Consider the following 16,956-nt stretch of genomic DNA (forward strand, 5'->3'; position numbering starts at 1 on the left):
ACCTGGCGCAACCGTAACGGCGACATTAAGGACCTCCCTTCAACATGCGCTCAGGGAATGGCAGTGCTTTGAACGCAGGTGAATCCGTGCGCAGTGTCGACCAGGTCCAGGCCCTGGCTTCAGTGATCACACTGGTTCGGCAGCGGTTCCCGGCGGCCAAGGCGAATCTCAAGCCCTGGCGGGATGACCCGCAGACCCGGCAGTGGTCAGAACCGGAAAGTCTCGACCTCTCCTTTCATTTCCCTGGCTGGAGTCCACGACTGCAATGCCGCAGCCTGTTGATTCAGCTGCGGTTCTGTGCGGAGTCGGCCGAGGCTCAGCCTTCACTGTTGGGAGTGTTGATGCGGGGGATGACCTACGACGGTGAGCGCTGGCGGCTGGCCACCGTTGGGGAGTGGCTCCCTGAAGGCCCTCATCTGCCGCAGGCTGATCAGGTGATCCAGTTGCAGATGATCTGCAGGGACCTGTTCGAGTTGTTCAGTGGTTCCTCGGCTGCAGATGAGGCGGCGTAACCCTTCGCAACGGGTTGAGGCCGTTCTTCAGGAACTCCTTATAAGGTTTTTTCATTGGTTGACTGATCTCTCAGCATGTCCGTCGCTCTGGCTGCCCAGCTCCGGGAAGGCACCAAGAAATCCCACACGATGGCCGAGAACACCGGCTTCGTGAGTTGCTTCCTCAAAGGCGTTGTGGACAAGGCCAGCTACCGCAAGCTGGTGGCTGATCTTTACTTCGTTTACACCGCGATGGAAGAGGAGATCGCCAAGCTGGGCGATCATCCCGTGGTCGGTCCTGTGGGGATGCAGGAGCTCAACCGTCGTGAAGCTCTGGAACAGGATCTCGCCTACTACTTCGGTGCCGGCTGGAAAGAACAAATCCAGCCGTCTCCCTCAGCTGCGGCCTATGTGGAGCGGATTCATGCCGTTGCACAGGAATCGCCTGAACTGTTGGTGGGGCATCACTACACCCGCTACCTCGGCGATCTCTCCGGCGGACAGATCCTGAAGAACATCGCCCAGAAAGCGATGAATATGGATGGCGACGACGGTCTTCACTTCTACGTCTTCAACGACATTGCCGACGAAAAGGCTTTCAAGACCGCCTACCGCTCCACGATGGATGAGCTGCCCATCGATCAGGCCATGGCTGATCGGATTGTGGAGGAAGCCAACCATGCCTTCCACCTGAACATGAACATGTTCAAGGAACTCGAAGGCAATCTGGTGGCTGCCATCGGCAAGGTTCTGTTCGGCTTCCTGACCCGTCGCCAGCGCGCCGGCAGTACGGAGGCTGCGGCAGCCTGATTCCGTGCCCACCACGCTCATCCGCCTCCTGGTGCCGGGCACCAGCCAACGCTTCCGCTGTGGTGGTTTGAGTGTGGAGCTGCAAACGGCTCGGCTGCTGTCGAGCCTTTGTTCAGTGGAGGTAGTGACCCACCGCGAGCGGCATCAAGACCATCCATTTCTGCAGGATCTGCTCCGCGAGGAGCCCCCTCGGCAGGACATCCTCTGGATTGTCAGCTGGGGGTTTGACGTGCCGGCACTTGTGCAGCGTTTGCGCGGCCATCGCATTGCTTATCACGCCCATAGCAGTGGCTACGGCTTCACACTTCCGCCTGGTGTGCCTGTGCTGGCGGTGAGTCGCAACACCCTTGGGTACTGGGGGGATCGTTGCCCCCGCAATCCATTGCTGCTGGTGCCCAATGCCATCGAGCCCTGTTGGTTGGATCGAGGCTGCAGAGGCAGCGCCGAGCGCCGCCCCATCGACGTCCTCGTTCAAGCTCGCAAGAGCAGTCGTTATGTGCTGGATCAGCTGGTGCCCGCCCTGCGGCAGCGGAGTCTCCGGGTGGAGGTGCAAAGCGGCTGGGTTGATGATCTCGTCGATCTGTTCAACCGCTCCAGCGTTTACCTCTACGACTCAGCGGAGTACTGGCGTGGTCGCGGTGTGACGGAGGGATTTGGTCTGCCGCCGCTTGAGGCCATGGCCTGCGGTTGCGTGGTGTTCAGCAGCCTGAATCATGCGCTGGCCGATCACGGTGACCCGGGTCGGATGGTCCATCAGATCGGGTGTGGGCGCTTGGCCTTTGACGTGCGTCGGGTCGAGAATGCCGTCCGTGATCCAGCTGCGTGGAGACCACCAGCTGCTGCACTGAATGCATTGCTGGACGGAAGCTCAGAGGCGTCTCTTCTGCAGCGCTGGAAGCTGGCATTGAATCAGTTGGATGCCCTGAATGACGCCGAAGGTCCCCTGCTCAGCAGCCCACCCACCTGGCAACTGAAGCTGCATCAACGCGTGGCAAGGCTGCGTCGAGTGGTCGATCGGTTGCCCGGCTGGCCGAAGGGATAAAACCATCACCCGCCCCCCCGACTTATGTTTATTTAAATACTGTCGGAACTTGATTCGGATGAAAGTTCTGGCCATTGAGAGACGTTGATGCAGAGCACAACCCTCAGTGATCTTTCGGTTCTGTTGAATCATTTGCCACGGCGGCGTCTGCGGTTGCTGGGGGTGGTTCTAGTGGCGTCTTTCCTTCAAGGCTTGCTCGATATGTTGTTGGTGGGTCTGATGGCTCGCATGGTTGGCTTGCTTGCGGGCGTGAAGCTGCAGGATCAGATCCCGGGGGTTCGCGTGTTTGGTGGGTCGCTATTGGATCAAGCGGGCTGGCTGATTGGTCTGCTGATCGCCGCATTTTGGTTCACCTCCATCATTCGTTTCGCTGTGTCGCTGATGCAGAGCATGCTCAGCGCTGAAATCTGGAACGATTTGGTGAACAGGGTGTATGCCAACTTGATGCTGCAACGCTATGCCTTTTTTACCGAAAATCGAACAGCAAATCTCTCGGAAAGTTTTAACCGAGTTTTGAATCGCATTTCGACGGCAGTGATCAGTCCTCTGATCACCATCGCTGGCAATTTATTGTCAGTTGTTGTTTTGCTTGTAGGCATCAACATCATTCTTGGCTGGAAAGCCCTGTTGATGTTCACCTTGATGTTGATGGCTTATGTATTGTCGTCCCGTTTGGTCACCCCTTATTTGCGTTTGGGAACCAAGCAGAGGGTTCGCTACACAAGACGAATTAACATGATTCTGATGGAATCCCTTCGCTCGATGCGGGATGTCCAACTTTATTCAGCAGATCAATATTTCACATCTCGTTTTTCCCGCGATGGGGTGATCGCAAAGCGGTACGACCGTCTGACACGACTGCTTACTGATGTTCCGCGCTATGTGATCGAACCCGTTGCGGTCACCGTTCTCTTCGCCATTGGTGTGGGGCCTTCACTGATCGCTGGGGATATGGAAAGTGTTCGCGAGAGCTTGCCATTGATTTCAGTGATTCTTGTGACGCTGCTGCGGATTTCTGGTCCGCTTCAGTCCATGTTCCGCAGCGTGAACAAGTTGCGTGGTGGCTTGCCGGAGATCAAGGATGCTCTCGATCTGCTTCAGCTGAAGCCACAGCGTCTCACCTTGCAAAGCCCGGGTGTTCCATCTCCTAGTGGAGTTTTCCCCCGTCGTCTGATTCAGCTTGACAACGTCAGTTTCACCTACGCCGGCCGTGATCAGCCTGTGCTTGAGGGGATCAATCTTTCGATTGCTATTGGTTCGCGGATTGCGCTGGTGGGCCGCACGGGCAGTGGCAAAACAACCTTGGCCCACATCATCCTTGGTCTCTACACCCCAAGTTCTGGGGAGCTTTGCCTCGACGGGATTCCCCTTACTGCAGAGGAGATGCCCGCATGGCAGGCCAATTGTGCCTTAGTTCCACAAGATATCCGTTTATTGGATACCAGTGTTCGCGAAAATATCGCCTTCGGTCAGTCCGCTGACGAAATTGATGATGACGAGGTTTGGAATGCACTTGCTGCGGCTCAATTTGATGACGTTGTGAGCCAGATGCCCTATGGGCTCTACACGATGATTGGTGAGAATGGTGTGAAGTTGTCAGGAGGACAGCGTCAACGTCTCTCCTTGGCTCGTGCTTTTTATCGGAAGGCAAGCGTCTTGATTTTGGATGAGGCGACAAGCGCGTTAGACAACAAAACGGAGTATGAGGTAATGCAGGCCCTCGATATCATTGGCCGCCGTTGCACCACGATCGTGATTGCCCATCGGTTGTCGACGGTTCGTAAATGTGATCAGGTGTTTGAAGTAAGTCATGGACGCATAAAGGCATCCGGGAGTTTTGAAGATCTCGTCAAAACTTCAGACAGTTTCCGTGAGATGAATCGATTGGAATCAACCTGATCACCGATGGCTGATTTCGTTGTTTTGGCAACGGCGGATTGGGACCACCGCCTGTGGACGAACAAGCAGCACACCGCGCTTTCCCTGCACCGGGCTGGCCACCGCGTGCTGTACGTCGAGTCTCTTGGGTTGCGTCCCCCACGTGCTGATCGTCAGGACCGGCAGCGAATCGTCAAGCGTCTTAGGCGGATGTTCAACCCGCCGCGCCAGGTTGAGCCAGGCTTGTGGATCTGGTCACCGATGGTGATTCCCGGTGGGACACGCGGGATGTTGATGCGGATCAACCGGATGCTGCTCAGCGGCTCTCTGGCCTGGGTTCTCCGGCGTCTGCGTTTTCGCTCTCCACTGTTGTGGACTTACAACCCGCTGACCGGTCGTTATCTCAACCTCAAACGACGTGCTGCAGCCTCAACGTCGTCCATGTTTTCCGCTGCCGTTTACCACTGCGTCGATCGCATCCATGCCCAGCCAGGCATGCCCGCGACCTTAATTGCTGACAGCGAGCGCCAGCTGTGTCGCACGGTGAACGTGGTGTTCACCACGTCTCCTGATCTTCAGGCGTCGTTGATGCGCCTGAATGCCAGCACTTACCACTACGGCAACGTTGCCGATCAGGCCCATTTCGCTGCCGCCCTGCATGCGCCCCGTGCCCCGGAGCCTCTGGCTGGCATCCCAAAGCCTCGCCTGATGTTTGTCGGCGCGATCGATTCCTACAAGCTTGATCTGCCCATGCTGGCGGCCCTGGCCCGTCAACGTTCGGAGTGGTCGTTCGTCATGCTGGGCCCTGTTGGCGAGGCGGATCCGGACACAAGCATTACGGCCCTCCAGGCCTTGCCAAATGTGCACGTCATGGGGCTGCAGCCCTATGACGATTTGCCGGCATGGCTCGCTCACGCCGATGTGGCTCTGCTGCCGCTGCAGGAGAACACCTACACGCAGCACATGTTCCCGATGAAATTCTTCGAATATCTGGCAGCGGGGCGACCTGTGGTTGCCACCCGAATTCCGGCGTTGCGCCCCTACGCCTCTGGAGCGTTGCTTTGCCCTCCGGATGCGGAGGCGTTCGATGCCGCTATCGCAATGGCATTGGAGGGTGATGGCCCACCTCTCCATCAGCGCTTGGCGTTGGCCGCTGAACACACTTACGAGAGCCGTACCCGCAAGATGCTGGCGGATCTGCAGCGGGAGGGATTGTTGGATGCGGCCTCAAGTGGTCGGTCGATGCTGCGGCCCCAAGCCCGGACCTGGCCGTTGCAGCGGCTGTTGATGCCGGCCCTGTTCCGCTCCGTGCGGTTGCGCAACCTTTGTGGGCGCTGCGAGGCCGGCCGGAAATTATTGGGCTGGATTGATGGGCAACATCCGGTTGAGCCGAGGGTGCTTGATGCACAGATTCCCCGCCTTATTCAGAAAGGAATGTATGCCGAGGCTTTAGTCCTGATGGAGCGGTCCTGGTTGGAGCTTGGTCGCAACAATCATTTGAGCCATTTGCTGTTTCGACGTGGTGCCAGGCCCAAGGCGCTGGAGGAGCAGATCGCTTTGTTTGAGACCCTGGGTTCCAGCACCCGCCTGCCCCTCAGCTACCGCGCCTACTGCAGGGTCGTTTGTGCTTACCGCGCTGCTGAAGCCAACGACCCCGAGCTGATGCGTGCTTCGCTCGCAGCGTTGGACGCAGTGGCAACAGGTCTGGAAAAAGATCCCAACACACCTTTGTGTCGCCAGGGGAATCGCTTCAACCGCGCCAAGCTGCTGATCTCCTGTTACGCCACCTCGCTGCGGCTTCATCTCACCCTGGCGGATCGCTCTGGTGCCGCTCGCCTTGGGCGGCGTGCGCTGCAGTTCTGTGCACGCCTCGATCTCAGCATGATCGAAACCGATACCTCCTTCCGGCTCACACGGAATCTGATGCGCGTGCTGGCGATCAATGCTGTTGAGGCCTGGGCTTCAGCGGATGTCGCGCTCTACTGGCAGGCGAGGCAGGCGTTGCAAGCCGTTCATGACCATGCCCATCGACCGGAGCATGATGATCGCGAGGTGCAGGAAGACCACCGTGGCTTCGCCGTACAGGTGATGGAGCGTGTCGTCTTGATTGACCCCGCCCTCGCTGAAGTGGCCGTAAGGCTCAGGGCCACCGAAGATTTGATGCTCTTGCTGTTCCGCGCCAAGATCGTCAACGATGCTTGGGGTGCCGAGCGGTTGCCGGGAGTTTTGCCTTGTTTTGAGGGCTTTCTTAAGCCTCACCCTGCAACGTCGAGCACGTCATGACCCGCAGGGTCGTGCTCTATATCGATTCCCTCAAGACCGGTGGAGCCGAGCGCGTCACTCTTTTGCTTGCACGCTGGCTTGTGGAAACGGGCTGGCAGGCCACGGTGCTCACCCGCCATGGTGCGTCCCGTGATTTTTATCCCGTCCCAGCAGGTGTTCAACGGGCTCTCGAACCCGCAGATCCGATTTGGTTAAGACGCTTCGGGCCGTTGGGTTTTCCCCTTCGCATCCTGCGGTTGCGCGCATGGTTGCGGCGCCATCAACCTGATCTGGTTCTTGGCATGACAACCCTGCCGGCGATCAAGCTGCTGCTGGCGGTGCGGGGCCTGGCTTGTCCAGCCATCGTCTCGGAACGGAACTTCCCTCCTTTGAAGCGGCCGAGTTGGCCTTGGCGGTTGCTGCGGCGGCTCACTTACCCATGGGCCCAGCTGCATCTTGTCCAAACCGAGGCCACGGGGCACTGGCTGGCCCAGCATTTGAGGGCGCGCCCCCAACTCTGTCTGCCCAACCCCGTGGCCTGGCCTTTGCCCCGGTTTGCGCCTGACCCCGACCCCATCGCTTGGCTGGTCCGCCGGAATGTCGGGGCTGACCAGCAGGTGCTCCTGGCTGTGGGAACCAAATCCCATCAAAAGGGCTTTGACCGCTTGGTCGCGATGTTCGGCCTGTTGGTGCAGCGGCATCCCGCCGTGCATCTGGTGATCCTTGGCCTCGATCAGGAGCTCTATCACGGTGTTGACCAACAGGCTCAGTTGCGCCGATTGCTGCCGCAGGCATCCCACCGCTTGCACTTCCCCGGGCGGGTGGGAAATGTTCAGGATTGGTACGAGCGGGCCGATATGTTCCTGCTCCCTTCTCGCTATGAGGGTTTTCCCAACGTGCTGCTCGAAGCCATGGCCAGCGGCTGTTGTTGCGTCTCTTCCGACTGCCCCCAGGGCCCAGCCGAGTTGATCCGTGATGGCGTTGATGGTCGTTTGTTGGCGAACGGTGCCACCCCGGAGACCTGGGCTGAGCTGGTGTCGGAGCTGCTGGAGGACTCAGGCCAACGCCTGCGATTTGGAGATGCGGCTCTGGAGGTGCGTCAACGCTTTTCCGAGGAACGCTTGCGCCGTTGTTTCATGCACGGCGTGGCGCAGCTGGTGGGTGATGACTGAATCAGTGTCGACTGCAGGCCGTGATGATCTGTGGCTCGTGTTGCCCCATCTCGGAGCGGGGGGCGCTCAGAAAGTGGCCTTGATTGCTGCCCGTCATTTTGCGGCGCAGGGCTTGAAGGTGAAGCTGGTGACGCTGATCCCGGGGCATCCTGTGGCCCATGCCCTCCCCGACGGGATTCCTTGGCTCGAACTGGGGGCGTCGACCCATCGCTCCTGGGGGGCCCGCGGCGGTCGTTTCGCCCTGGCGCAGCTTGACAAGCTGATCCGCTTGTTCTTTCAGCTGCAGTTGCGCTGGTTAGAGGGTTGGTTTCAAACCTGCGTCCATCCCGAGAGGCGGGGTTTGGCCATGCGGCTCTTTCATGTCGGCACCGAGGCGATGGCTGGCTTGCGTTTGCGCCAGTTGCGCCGGGAGTTCCGCCGTCAGCGGCCCCATCGGGTTTTGGCTCTGCTGACCCGCACCAACATCACCTGTTGTTGTGCTGCCTGGGATTTGCCGATCCACCTTGTTGTGTCGGAGCGCAACGACCCCTCGCTTCAGCTGCTGCCGGAGGTGTGGCAGCGCCTGCGGCCGCTTGCCTATCGCCGGGCCGATGTGGTGACCGCCAACACAGCCGGCGTTCTCTCGGCTTTGGACTCCATGGGGGCGTGGGAGCGGTTGGCCCTTCTGCCCAATCCGTTGCCCGGTGCCTCCAAGGCTGCGGCTCGCGGAGATCAATCGTGGGCCTCTGGCTTCATCAGTGTTGCCAGGTTGGTGCCCCAGAAAGGCCTTGATGTCTTGGTCGCTGCTCTGCCGAGGTTGAGCGGATCAGCAGCTGGATGGCCCGTCAACCTGGTGGGTGATGGGCCCGAGCGTGAGGCGTTGCAGCAACAGGCCAAGGATCTGGGGGTCTCCAGTCGGCTGCGCTTCCTGGGCTTTCGCTCGGATCCAGATCGGTTCCTGGCAGAGGCTGCCGTGTTTGTGCTCCCCTCCCGTTTTGAAGGCATGCCCAATGCTCTGCTGGAGGCCATGGCTGCCGGTCTGGCCGTGATCGTGACGGACGCATCTCCTGGCCCTCTGGAGGTGGTTGAGCCCGGGATCAGTGGATTGGTCGTTCCTAGTGATGATCCGGCCGCTCTAGCGGAAGCCATGCAGGCGCTGGTCTCGGATCCAGACCGCTGCCGTCGGATGGGGGCAGCGGCCAAGGCGCGAATTGCTGCGTTGGATTGGCCCCGGTTGGAACCGCTCTGGCGGTCGATCCTGGCGTTGTCATGACCGCTCGTGTCCTTGTATTGGCCCCGACCCGGCGGGCGCGGACGGAAACCTTTGTGCGCGCCAATCTGGCCCGCTTGCCCTTTGCGGTGGAGGCCTGTTTCGGGGATGAGATGCCTTGGCGCGAGCCCCTCAAAGCGCTCTATGGCTTGGCGGTGCTCACCAGCAAGGTCTGCACCCGCTTGGGCTGGCTCCGGCTGGCCACGCTGCCCACTTCAATCGTGGCCATGCTTTTGGTGAAACGCCACCGGCCGGATGTGGTGATGGTGGAGTTCGGTTTTCATGCCGTAAGGGTGATGGAGCTGGCTCGTCTTGGAGTTCCCCTGGCAGTTCACTTCCGCGGCGCCGATGCCTCAGCGGAGCGTTACCTGAAGCGCCTCGAGCAGCGCTACCGCCGTTTGTTTCAGCTCACCTCGGCTGTGATCGTCAAAAACCAAACGATGCGGAGCCGATTGATCTCCCTCGGAGCCCAGCCGGCACAGCTCGTGATCAGTCCATCCGGTGCCGATGAGCAGCGGTTTCAGGGGTCCATTCCCGCATCCATGCCTCCGCGGTTTCTGGCGGTGGGCCGCTTTGTGGCCAAAAAAGGTCCGCTGGACACCCTGGAGGCTTTTGCTCTCTTGCAAGGCCTTACGGATCATGCTGATGCCTGCAGCCTGGTGATGGTGGGTGATGGCCCTCTCCTTTCCGTCGTGCAGGAAAGGGCTCATCAGCTGGGACTTGAGCATCTTGTTCAGTTCCCAGGTGTTCTTTCTCCGGATGCAGTGGTGCAGGAGATGAGGCGTGCACGGGTGTTTGTGCAGCATTCCCGCACAGCGGAAGATGGCGATGAGGAGGGATGCCCGGTCTCCGTGATGGAAGCTCAGCTTTGTGGTCTGCCCGTTGTGGCGACCCGTCATGGCGGGATTACTGAAGTGGTTGTGGATCAACAGACCGGAACGCTGGTGGAGGAAGGCGACCGTCGGGGGATGGCGGAGGCCATGGCCTTGCTGGCTGATCGTCCCGAACTTGCCGCTGCTTGGGGGGCTGCCGGTCAACGTCGGAGCCAGGCACGATTCACCGTGAAGCACCACGTGGATCAGATCACAATGCTGCTCAACGATCTGGTGGACCACAGACGATGAGCAGCCAACGCCTGAAGTTGCTGCTGATCCGTGGTCTCGGCCACAGCGGCACAACGATGCTGGATCTGGCTCTTGGGGCGCATCCGCAAATCATTGGCCTGGGTGAGGCGGCGCGAATTCTGGCGATGCCACAACCGGGGGACGAGCATCGCGGGCCCAGTCAACTTCGTGGTGCCCACCGGTTTGAGCGGCGTTGCACCTGTGGGGTCGTTGCAGCGGAGTGCCCAATCTGGGGCCCTCAGCTTGAGTGGCTTCGCCTGCACGACCAAAGGCCGATGCAGGAGAAAGTGCTGCGGCTGCTAAAGCGTTCCCCCCACGACGGCGGGGCCGTCTGGCATGTGGATTCGTACCAGGACGATCTGGAGATGACGCGGTTTCCCGAGACGATGTTTGACATCCGGATCATCCATCTCGTGCGCGATGTGCGCTCCTGGGTGCATTCCCGCGCCAGGGCCGGCCGCAAGTCCGGCCTCCGCTGGCCTGCCATGCGTCAGCTGGCGCGTTGGTGGCGTGTCAATGCCAAGTTCGAACGGTCTTTCCGGCAGTCTCCTTACCCGGTGTTTCATCTGGGTTATGAGGAATTTGCGCTTCAACCCCAGCGCAGTTTGGAGTTGCTCTCCACCTGGCTGTCCATCGATTTTCAGGATTCGATGCTGGCTCCCGGCCAGAACAGCAGCAGCCACATCCTTGCGGGCAATCGGGTGCGTTTTGATCTGGAGCGCAGTCGAAGAATTGCCTACGACGGCGCCTGGTTGGGTGTGCCGGCACCCACGGCTGCGCATCTCGGCTTGCTTTTGCCCAACGTGGCTCGCATGAACCGCCGCTTGGTGTATTCCAACGGTTTGCTTTAACGGGCTGCTCCGGTGGGTCGCCTCAGGCGTCTCCCCAGGTCATCGCGGTGCCCCAGTGCTGCTCAACACCGAGATCCGGACACCGTTCCTGGACCGCTTTCACCAACGGGGTGAAGTGCTGGCCAAGACGCCGCAACACCTCCGTTGGAACAGCGGTGGTGGCCTGACTGGCATTCACCCTGTGGCTCAGTTCAGGGATCTGCTCTGGGATGCACAGGCAACGGCACAAGGCACAGTGATTCGCTGCCGTAAACAAGGTTTCGTAGAGGCCGATGAACACGTCGGAGGCTGCAAGACCTGTCCGGAGTGCATCGAGGGTCGCGGGGTAATCGCTTCGGGGAGATTCACGTTTGAGCAGCTTGAGGCTGGCCTTGCTCAGATGTTCGATTTCATGCTCGGGCTGGAGCAGGCCACGCTTGCGCAGTTGCATGCGTTGCTGCGACAGGAACCGTTCCACCGGGTCGCGCATGATGAACACTGCTCGCATCTGCACGCCACGTTCCTGGAAGGCGTCTTTGATGCGCCTGAAGCTTTGCGCGCTTAACCCGGCATAGGACGGGGTGATGTCCCCCGTGAGTCGGATATGGGGTGGCTTGAGCCGTGATGCGAAGTAGTCGAAGTAGCGCTCGGGTTGTTCCATGAACCGCGCCCGCCGCCAAGTGCGCCACTTCAATGGTGTGGGGTTCTTGGGCCGGAAGGAGGAACAGTGTTCCAGCTCCAGAGCATCGAAAACGTGGTACTCCTTTAAGAAGCCGAAATCAGCATCCTTCCTGCGGTTCAGTTGATCGTGCAGCCAGGAGGTTCCTGCTTTCTGGGCGCCAACGCCGAGCAGAAAGGTTGCGTCAGAGGCCAAGAGGTTTTGCCGAGAAAAACTGCATTAGTTGATCTGCAGAGGTGGCATTCCTTTCACCAGATCGTCAATGGCTTTGACCTGGCTCAGGAACGGTTCCAGCTGATCCAGCGGTAGTGCGCTCGGTCCGTCGCAGCGGGCCTGGTTCGGGTCCGGATGGGCTTCGAGGAACAGACCGGCCAAGCCGACGGCCATACCGGATTTGGCCAGATCCACCACCTGGGAGCGCCGGCCACCGGAGGCGGCACCACCCGGGTCGCGGCACTGGAGAGCATGGGTCACATCAAAGATCAGCGGCAACTCATCACAGGTGCGCTTCATCACCCCGAAGCCGAGCATGTCCACCACCAGGTTGTCGTAACCGAAGTTGGTGCCGCGTTCGCAGATCAGCAGCTGCTCGTTGCCGCATTCGCGGAACTTATCGACGATGTTGCGCATCTGTTCCGGGCTGAGGAACTGCGGCTTCTTGATGTTGATCACCGCCCCGGTTTCCGCGATGGCGCGAACCAGATCGGTCTGGCGGGCGAGGAAGGCAGGCAGCTGAATGATGTCGGCCACCTTGGCGGCAGCAGCGGCCTCTTCAGGGCTGTGGACATCCGTGATCACCGGGATGCCGTGGGTGTCCTTGACCGCTTGGAGGATGCCCAGGCCGTCCTTCAGGCCAGGGCCGCGGAAGGAGTGAATCGATGAGCGGTTGGCCTTGTCGTAGGACGCCTTGAACACCAGCGGGATGCCCAGGCGTTCACAGACCTGCTTGTAGTGGCCCGCGCAGCGCAGGGCGAAGTCCAGATCCTCGAGCACATTCACGCCGCCGAGGAGCGCAAAGGGGCGGTCATTGGCGAAGGTGATGTCGCCGAGCTGGATTCGACGTGCTGTCATCATCAACCGCTGCTGCCAGGCGGAGCTTACCGGCTCAGTTTTGTGGAGATATGAGCGATAGCCTCCAGCCATGAGCTTTCTGGCCGGCCTTAACGACGCCCAGCGCAGGGCGGTGGATCACCACGAAGGGCCCCTGCTGGTGGTGGCCGGCGCCGGCAGCGGCAAGACCCGTGCCCTCACCCATCGGATTGCTCATCTGATCGGCGAGCACGGTGCGGATCCGGCCCAGATCCTGGCGGTGACCTTCACGAACAAGGCTGCCCGCGAGATGAAGGAGCGGCTGGAGCTGCTGCTGGCCCAGAAGCTGGCGCAAAGCCAGTACGGCCAGCCCTGGAGCACCCTGCCGCCGGTGGATCAACGGCAGCTGCGGTCACGCATCTACCGCGAGGTCAGCAAGGAGCTGTGGATCGGCACCTTCCACGCCTTGTTTGCGCGGATGCTGCGCTACGACATCGACAAGTTCAAGGACGCCGAAGGCCTCACCTGGACCAAGCAGTTCTCGATCTACGACGAAGCTGACGCCCAGAGCCTGGTGAAGGAGATCGTCACCCAGGAGCTGCAGCTCGATCCAAAGCGATTTGAGCCGAAGAAGACACGTTGGGCCATCAGCAATGCCAAGAACCAGGGCTGGTTGCCCGATCAGCTGGAGGCCAACGCTGAAGGGCAGCGGGGCAAGCTCACAGCCGATGTCTACCGGCGGTATCGCAAGGCTCTCGCCGCGAACAACGCCCTCGACTTCGATGATCTGTTGCTGCTGCCGGTGCAGTTGCTGCAGCAGAACGAGCAGGTCCGCAGCTACTGGCACCGCCGCTTTGCCCACGTGTTGGTGGATGAATATCAGGACACCAACCGCACCCAGTACGACTTGATCAAGCTGCTGGTCACCGATGGCAAGGACCCGCAGACTTACAACGACTGGAGTGGACGCTCGGTTTTTGTGGTGGGAGATGCCGACCAGAGCATTTACAGCTTCCGCGCCGCCGACTTCACGATCCTCATGGGTTTCCAGGAGGACTTCGGCGATCAAGCGCCGGATGATGCCACTCGCACGATGGTGAAGCTGGAGGAGAACTACCGCTCCACCGCCACGATCCTGGAGGCGGCCAATGCCCTGATCGCTAACAACAGTGAGCGGATCGACAAGGTGCTCCGGCCCACCCGTGGTGAAGGGGAATTGATTTCCCTGACCCGCTGTGATGACGAAATCGCTGAGGCCGAGGCGGTGGTGCATCGGTTGCGCACGATGGAAGCGGCCAACCCCGAGCTCAGCTGGGGGGATATGACGGTGCTCTATCGCACCAATGCTCAGTCCCGCTCCATTGAGGAATCGCTGGTGCGCTGGGGCATCCCTTACGTCGTTGTCGGCGGTCTGCGCTTCTACGACCGGCGGGAGATTAAAGACTTGCTGGCCTATCTGCGGCTGCTGGTGAATCCAGCTGACACCGTCAGTCTGCTGCGGGTGATCAACGTGCCCAAGCGCGGCATCGGCAAGACCACGATTCAACGGCTCACCGACGCCGCCAATCAATTGGGGATCCCCTTGTGGGATGTGGTGAGTGACCCTGAAGCGGTGCGTTCCCTGGGCGGCCGTTCCGCCAAGGGCCTGCTGCAGTTCTGTGATCTGGTGAATGATCTCCAGGCCCGCAGTCGCGATGTCGCCCCGTCGGAGCTGATTCAGCAGGTGATGGAGAAGAGCGGTTATGTGAGCGAATTGATCGCCGATGGCACCGATGAAGCGGAGGAACGGCGCCGCAACCTGCAGGAACTGGTGAATGCCGCCCTTCAGTACCAGGAGGAGAACGAGGAGGGAGACCTCGAGGGGTTCCTGGCCAGCGCAGCACTCTCCAGTGATGCCGACAGCAAGGACACTGCGGCGGACCGTATCACCTTGATGACGCTGCACAGCAGCAAGGGCCTGGAGTTCCCTGTGGTCTGCCTGGTGGGTCTGGAGCAGGGACTGTTCCCCAGTTATCGCTCCCTGGATGATCCGGCGTCCCTGGAGGAGGAGCGTCGTCTCTGTTATGTCGGCATCACCCGCGCCAAGGAGCGCCTGTTCATTTCCCATGCGAGTGAACGGCGCCTGTGGGGTGGCATGCGCGAAGCGGCGGTGCCGTCGGTGTTCCTGTCGGAATTGCCAGAAGCCCTGATTCAGGGTGACATCCCCCAAAGCGGTGGAGCAGCGCTGCGGCGGGAGCGGCGCCTCGACCGACTCACCCGGGTGGATCGTGAGAAGCCCTCAACGGCTCCGGCCAATGCCGTGCGTCGCCGTCAGGCAGGACAAGGCCCCGGTCGGAGCTGGCAGGTGGGTGACCAGGTGATGCATGCCAGCTTCGGTGTGGGGGAGATCACCCATACCTTCGGCAGTGGCGAGAAGGTGTCGATTGCCGTGAAGTTCGCCGGCATGGGGCCGAAGATCCTTGATCCGCGGCTGGCGCCGATCGAACCGATTGCCGCTGATGGCTGAGCCAGGACTGCTGTTGATTCGGGGCCTCGGTCACAGCGGCAGCACCATCCTTGATCTGGCGTTGGGGGCCCATCCCCAGGTGGTGGGCCTAGGTGAGGTGGCGCATCAATCGCCGCTGGGAGCAACGCTCGAACCATTTCGGCTGTGCGTTGTTCCGGCTTGGCTACGAGGAGTTGGCCCTGGCTCCTGAGCAAATCCTGAGGCAGCTCTGCTCATGGCTTGAGGTTGATTTCGATCAGACGATGCTGCAGCCGGGCTGAACTCCAGCAGCCACATCGTCAGTTGACCCCCTCCGTGGCCCAACCGAACCGTCGCCTGGTGTACGGCAATGGGTTGCTTGGTGACACGTGGCCCTGCGTCTAGCCTCCACACCAATCACCTAACGCACGTGTCGACCGTTCCTGCGCCGATTCCGATTTTCATCGGCTACGACCCAAGGGAACGGGCCGCCACCAATGTGCTCATCGACAGCTTGTATCAGCACAGCAGTGTGCCGCTGGCGATCACTCCGCTGGTTACACCTCAGTTGGAAGCACAGGGTCTTTACCAGCGTGAGCGGGATCCAAAGCAGAGCACCGCGTTTTCCTTCACCCGCTTTCTCGTGCCCCATCTGATGGGATACCAGGGCTGGGCCCTGTTCATGGACTGCGACATGCTCTGTCGGGGGGACATCAAGCAGCTTTGGGACCAGCGGGACGATGCCTATGGCGCCATGTGTGTGCAGCACGAGCATGTGCCGGGTGAGACGGTGAAGTTCCTGGGTGAGGTGCAGAGCGCCTACCCCAAGAAGAACTGGAGTTCGCTGATGCTGCTCAACTGCAGCCGCTGCTCAAAGCTCACTGTTGATTACGTCAACAGCGCCAGTGGTCTGGAACTGCATCGTTTCCACTGGCTGGAGGGTGACCACGAGATCGGTGCCATCCAGGGCGGTTGGAATCATCTGGTGGATGTGCAGGCACCACCGGAGCCTCTGGATGCGTCGCCGATGCTGCACTGGACTCTTGGGGGGCCCTGGTTCCGGGAACAGCGCACGATGGGTGGACCGTTGGCGGCGGAGTGGTTCAGCGCCCGCGATGACGCAATGAAACTCTGGGACTGATGGCGATTCAACATGCGGTGGTGGCGGTTCCGGCCCGTTTGCAGTCCTCCCGGCTGCCGAACAAGGTGCTGGCGGATATCGGTGGCAAGCCGATGATCCAGAGGGTGCTCGAGCGGTGTCGTGAAGCGACCGCAGTGCAGGCGGTGGTGCTCTGCACCGACAGCACGGAGCTGCAGGAGATGGCGGAAGGCTGGGGCTTCCCGGTGCTGATGACCGCCGCTTCCTGCAGTTCCGGCAGTGAGCGCATCGCGTCGGTGGCTCAGGAGCTGATGGCGCTGGCCTGGGGGGAGAGCCCGGCAGTGGCCGAGCAGACCGCCGTGATCAACGTGCAGGGAGATCAGCCATTCATCGATCCATCGGTCATCGACGCGATGGTGGCCGAGTTCAAGCGGCTGGATCCCGTTCCAGCGGTAGTGACGCCGGTGTATCGCTTGAAACCGGAGACGGTTCACAATCCCAATGTGGTGAAGACCCTGTTGGCCCATGACGGGCGGGCTCTTTACTTCTCCCGGTCTGCCATTCCCCACGTGCGTGATGTCGATCCTGCGGATTGGCACCGCCACACCAACTACTGGGGGCATGTGGGGATGTACGGCTTCCTGGGGGATGTGCTGGCGGCGTGGGATCAGCTGCCCCCTTCACCCCTGGAGGATCTGGAGCGGCTGGAGCAGTTGCGCCTGATCGAGGCTGGTCACACCATCGCCACCTTCCCCGTGGCTGGAACCTCTCTGTCGGTGGATACGGCGGAGCAGTTGGAACAGGCGCGCTCCATGGTCTGAGTCCTG

Annotated in this window: 15 protein-coding genes; 13 read left to right on the forward strand and 2 right to left on the reverse strand. The window is 60.6% G+C overall.

Annotation, left to right across the window (positions count from 1 at the left end; all coding sequences use genetic code 11):
• Positions 1-68 precede the first annotated feature (68 nt).
• The 9 genes from SynA1528_RS00990 to SynA1528_RS01030 all read left to right on the forward strand — a co-directional run bounded on the left by SynA1528_RS00990 (position 69) and on the right by SynA1528_RS01030 (position 10,879).
• Entirely contained in the window at positions 69-512 is a 444-nt protein-coding gene (locus tag SynA1528_RS00990; RefSeq protein WP_186588209.1) for a Tery_1686 family protein, read from the forward strand.
• Positions 513-587: 75 nt separating this feature from the next.
• Positions 588-1,301 carry a biliverdin-producing heme oxygenase gene (locus SynA1528_RS00995; protein ID WP_186587298.1) on the forward strand — a complete coding sequence of 238 codons (714 nt, stop codon included), beginning with the start codon at positions 588-590 and terminating at the stop codon, positions 1,299-1,301.
• A gap of 4 nt (positions 1,302-1,305) precedes the next feature.
• The gene (locus SynA1528_RS01000; RefSeq protein WP_186587299.1) at positions 1,306-2,343 is read left to right on the forward strand and encodes a glycosyltransferase; all 1,038 of its coding nucleotides are present in this window, start codon (positions 1,306-1,308) and stop codon (positions 2,341-2,343) included.
• 87 nt (positions 2,344-2,430) lie between these two features.
• Positions 2,431-4,242, forward strand: coding sequence for an ABC transporter ATP-binding protein (locus tag SynA1528_RS01005; RefSeq protein WP_186587300.1), 1,812 nt, complete (start codon positions 2,431-2,433; stop codon positions 4,240-4,242).
• A gap of 6 nt (positions 4,243-4,248) precedes the next feature.
• A complete protein-coding gene (locus tag SynA1528_RS01010) occupies positions 4,249-6,504 on the forward strand; it encodes a glycosyltransferase (RefSeq protein ID WP_186587301.1) in 2,256 nt (751 codons plus the stop codon).
• On the forward strand, positions 6,501-7,655 hold the full coding sequence (locus SynA1528_RS01015) for a glycosyltransferase (protein ID WP_186587302.1): 1,155 nt from the start codon (positions 6,501-6,503) through the stop codon (positions 7,653-7,655). The genes SynA1528_RS01010 and SynA1528_RS01015 overlap by 4 nt, the downstream gene beginning before the upstream one ends.
• On the forward strand, positions 7,648-8,907 hold the full coding sequence (locus tag SynA1528_RS01020; protein WP_186587303.1) for a glycosyltransferase: 1,260 nt from the start codon (positions 7,648-7,650) through the stop codon (positions 8,905-8,907). The genes SynA1528_RS01015 and SynA1528_RS01020 overlap by 8 nt, the downstream gene beginning before the upstream one ends.
• Positions 8,904-10,028: a glycosyltransferase gene (locus tag SynA1528_RS01025; RefSeq protein WP_186587304.1), complete on the forward strand. Its 1,125-nt coding sequence runs from the start codon at positions 8,904-8,906 to the stop codon at positions 10,026-10,028. Before SynA1528_RS01020 ends, SynA1528_RS01025 begins: the two co-directional genes overlap by 4 nt.
• Positions 10,025-10,879, forward strand: coding sequence for a sulfotransferase (locus SynA1528_RS01030; protein ID WP_186587305.1), 855 nt, complete (start codon positions 10,025-10,027; stop codon positions 10,877-10,879). The genes SynA1528_RS01025 and SynA1528_RS01030 overlap by 4 nt, the downstream gene beginning before the upstream one ends.
• Positions 10,880-10,901: 22 nt before the next feature.
• Here the strand turns inward: SynA1528_RS01030 and SynA1528_RS01035 are convergent, their stop codons facing one another.
• On the reverse strand, positions 10,902-11,732 hold the full coding sequence (locus SynA1528_RS01035; RefSeq protein ID WP_186587306.1) for a sulfotransferase family protein: 831 nt from the start codon (positions 11,730-11,732) through the stop codon (positions 10,902-10,904).
• 24 nt (positions 11,733-11,756) lie between these two features.
• Positions 11,757-12,608, reverse strand: coding sequence for a 3-deoxy-8-phosphooctulonate synthase (gene kdsA / locus SynA1528_RS01040; RefSeq protein WP_186587307.1), 852 nt, complete (start codon positions 12,606-12,608; stop codon positions 11,757-11,759).
• Positions 12,609-12,678: 70 nt separating this feature from the next.
• Here kdsA and SynA1528_RS01045 point away from each other — a divergent pair, with 70 nt between their 5' ends.
• The 4 genes from SynA1528_RS01045 to kdsB all read left to right on the forward strand — a co-directional run bounded on the left by SynA1528_RS01045 (position 12,679) and on the right by kdsB (position 16,950).
• Complete coding sequence (locus SynA1528_RS01045; RefSeq protein ID WP_186587308.1) at positions 12,679-15,072, forward strand: UvrD-helicase domain-containing protein; 2,394 nt, start codon at positions 12,679-12,681, stop codon at positions 15,070-15,072.
• Positions 15,065-15,262, forward strand: coding sequence for a hypothetical protein (locus tag SynA1528_RS01050; RefSeq protein ID WP_286187850.1), 198 nt, complete (start codon positions 15,065-15,067; stop codon positions 15,260-15,262). Before SynA1528_RS01045 ends, SynA1528_RS01050 begins: the two co-directional genes overlap by 8 nt.
• Positions 15,263-15,460: 198 nt before the next feature.
• The gene (locus SynA1528_RS01055) at positions 15,461-16,171 is read left to right on the forward strand and encodes a glycosyltransferase (RefSeq protein ID WP_186587309.1); all 711 of its coding nucleotides are present in this window, start codon (positions 15,461-15,463) and stop codon (positions 16,169-16,171) included.
• Positions 16,171-16,950, forward strand: a complete 780-nt coding sequence (kdsB, locus tag SynA1528_RS01060) for a 3-deoxy-manno-octulosonate cytidylyltransferase (RefSeq protein ID WP_186587310.1) — start codon at positions 16,171-16,173, stop codon at positions 16,948-16,950. Before SynA1528_RS01055 ends, kdsB begins: the two co-directional genes overlap by 1 nt.
• The last annotated feature ends 6 nt before the right edge of the window (positions 16,951-16,956 follow it).

It is taken from the genome of Synechococcus sp. A15-28 (genome assembly GCF_014280175.1).
Taxonomy (GTDB): Bacteria; Cyanobacteriota; Cyanobacteriia; order PCC-6307; family Cyanobiaceae; genus Parasynechococcus.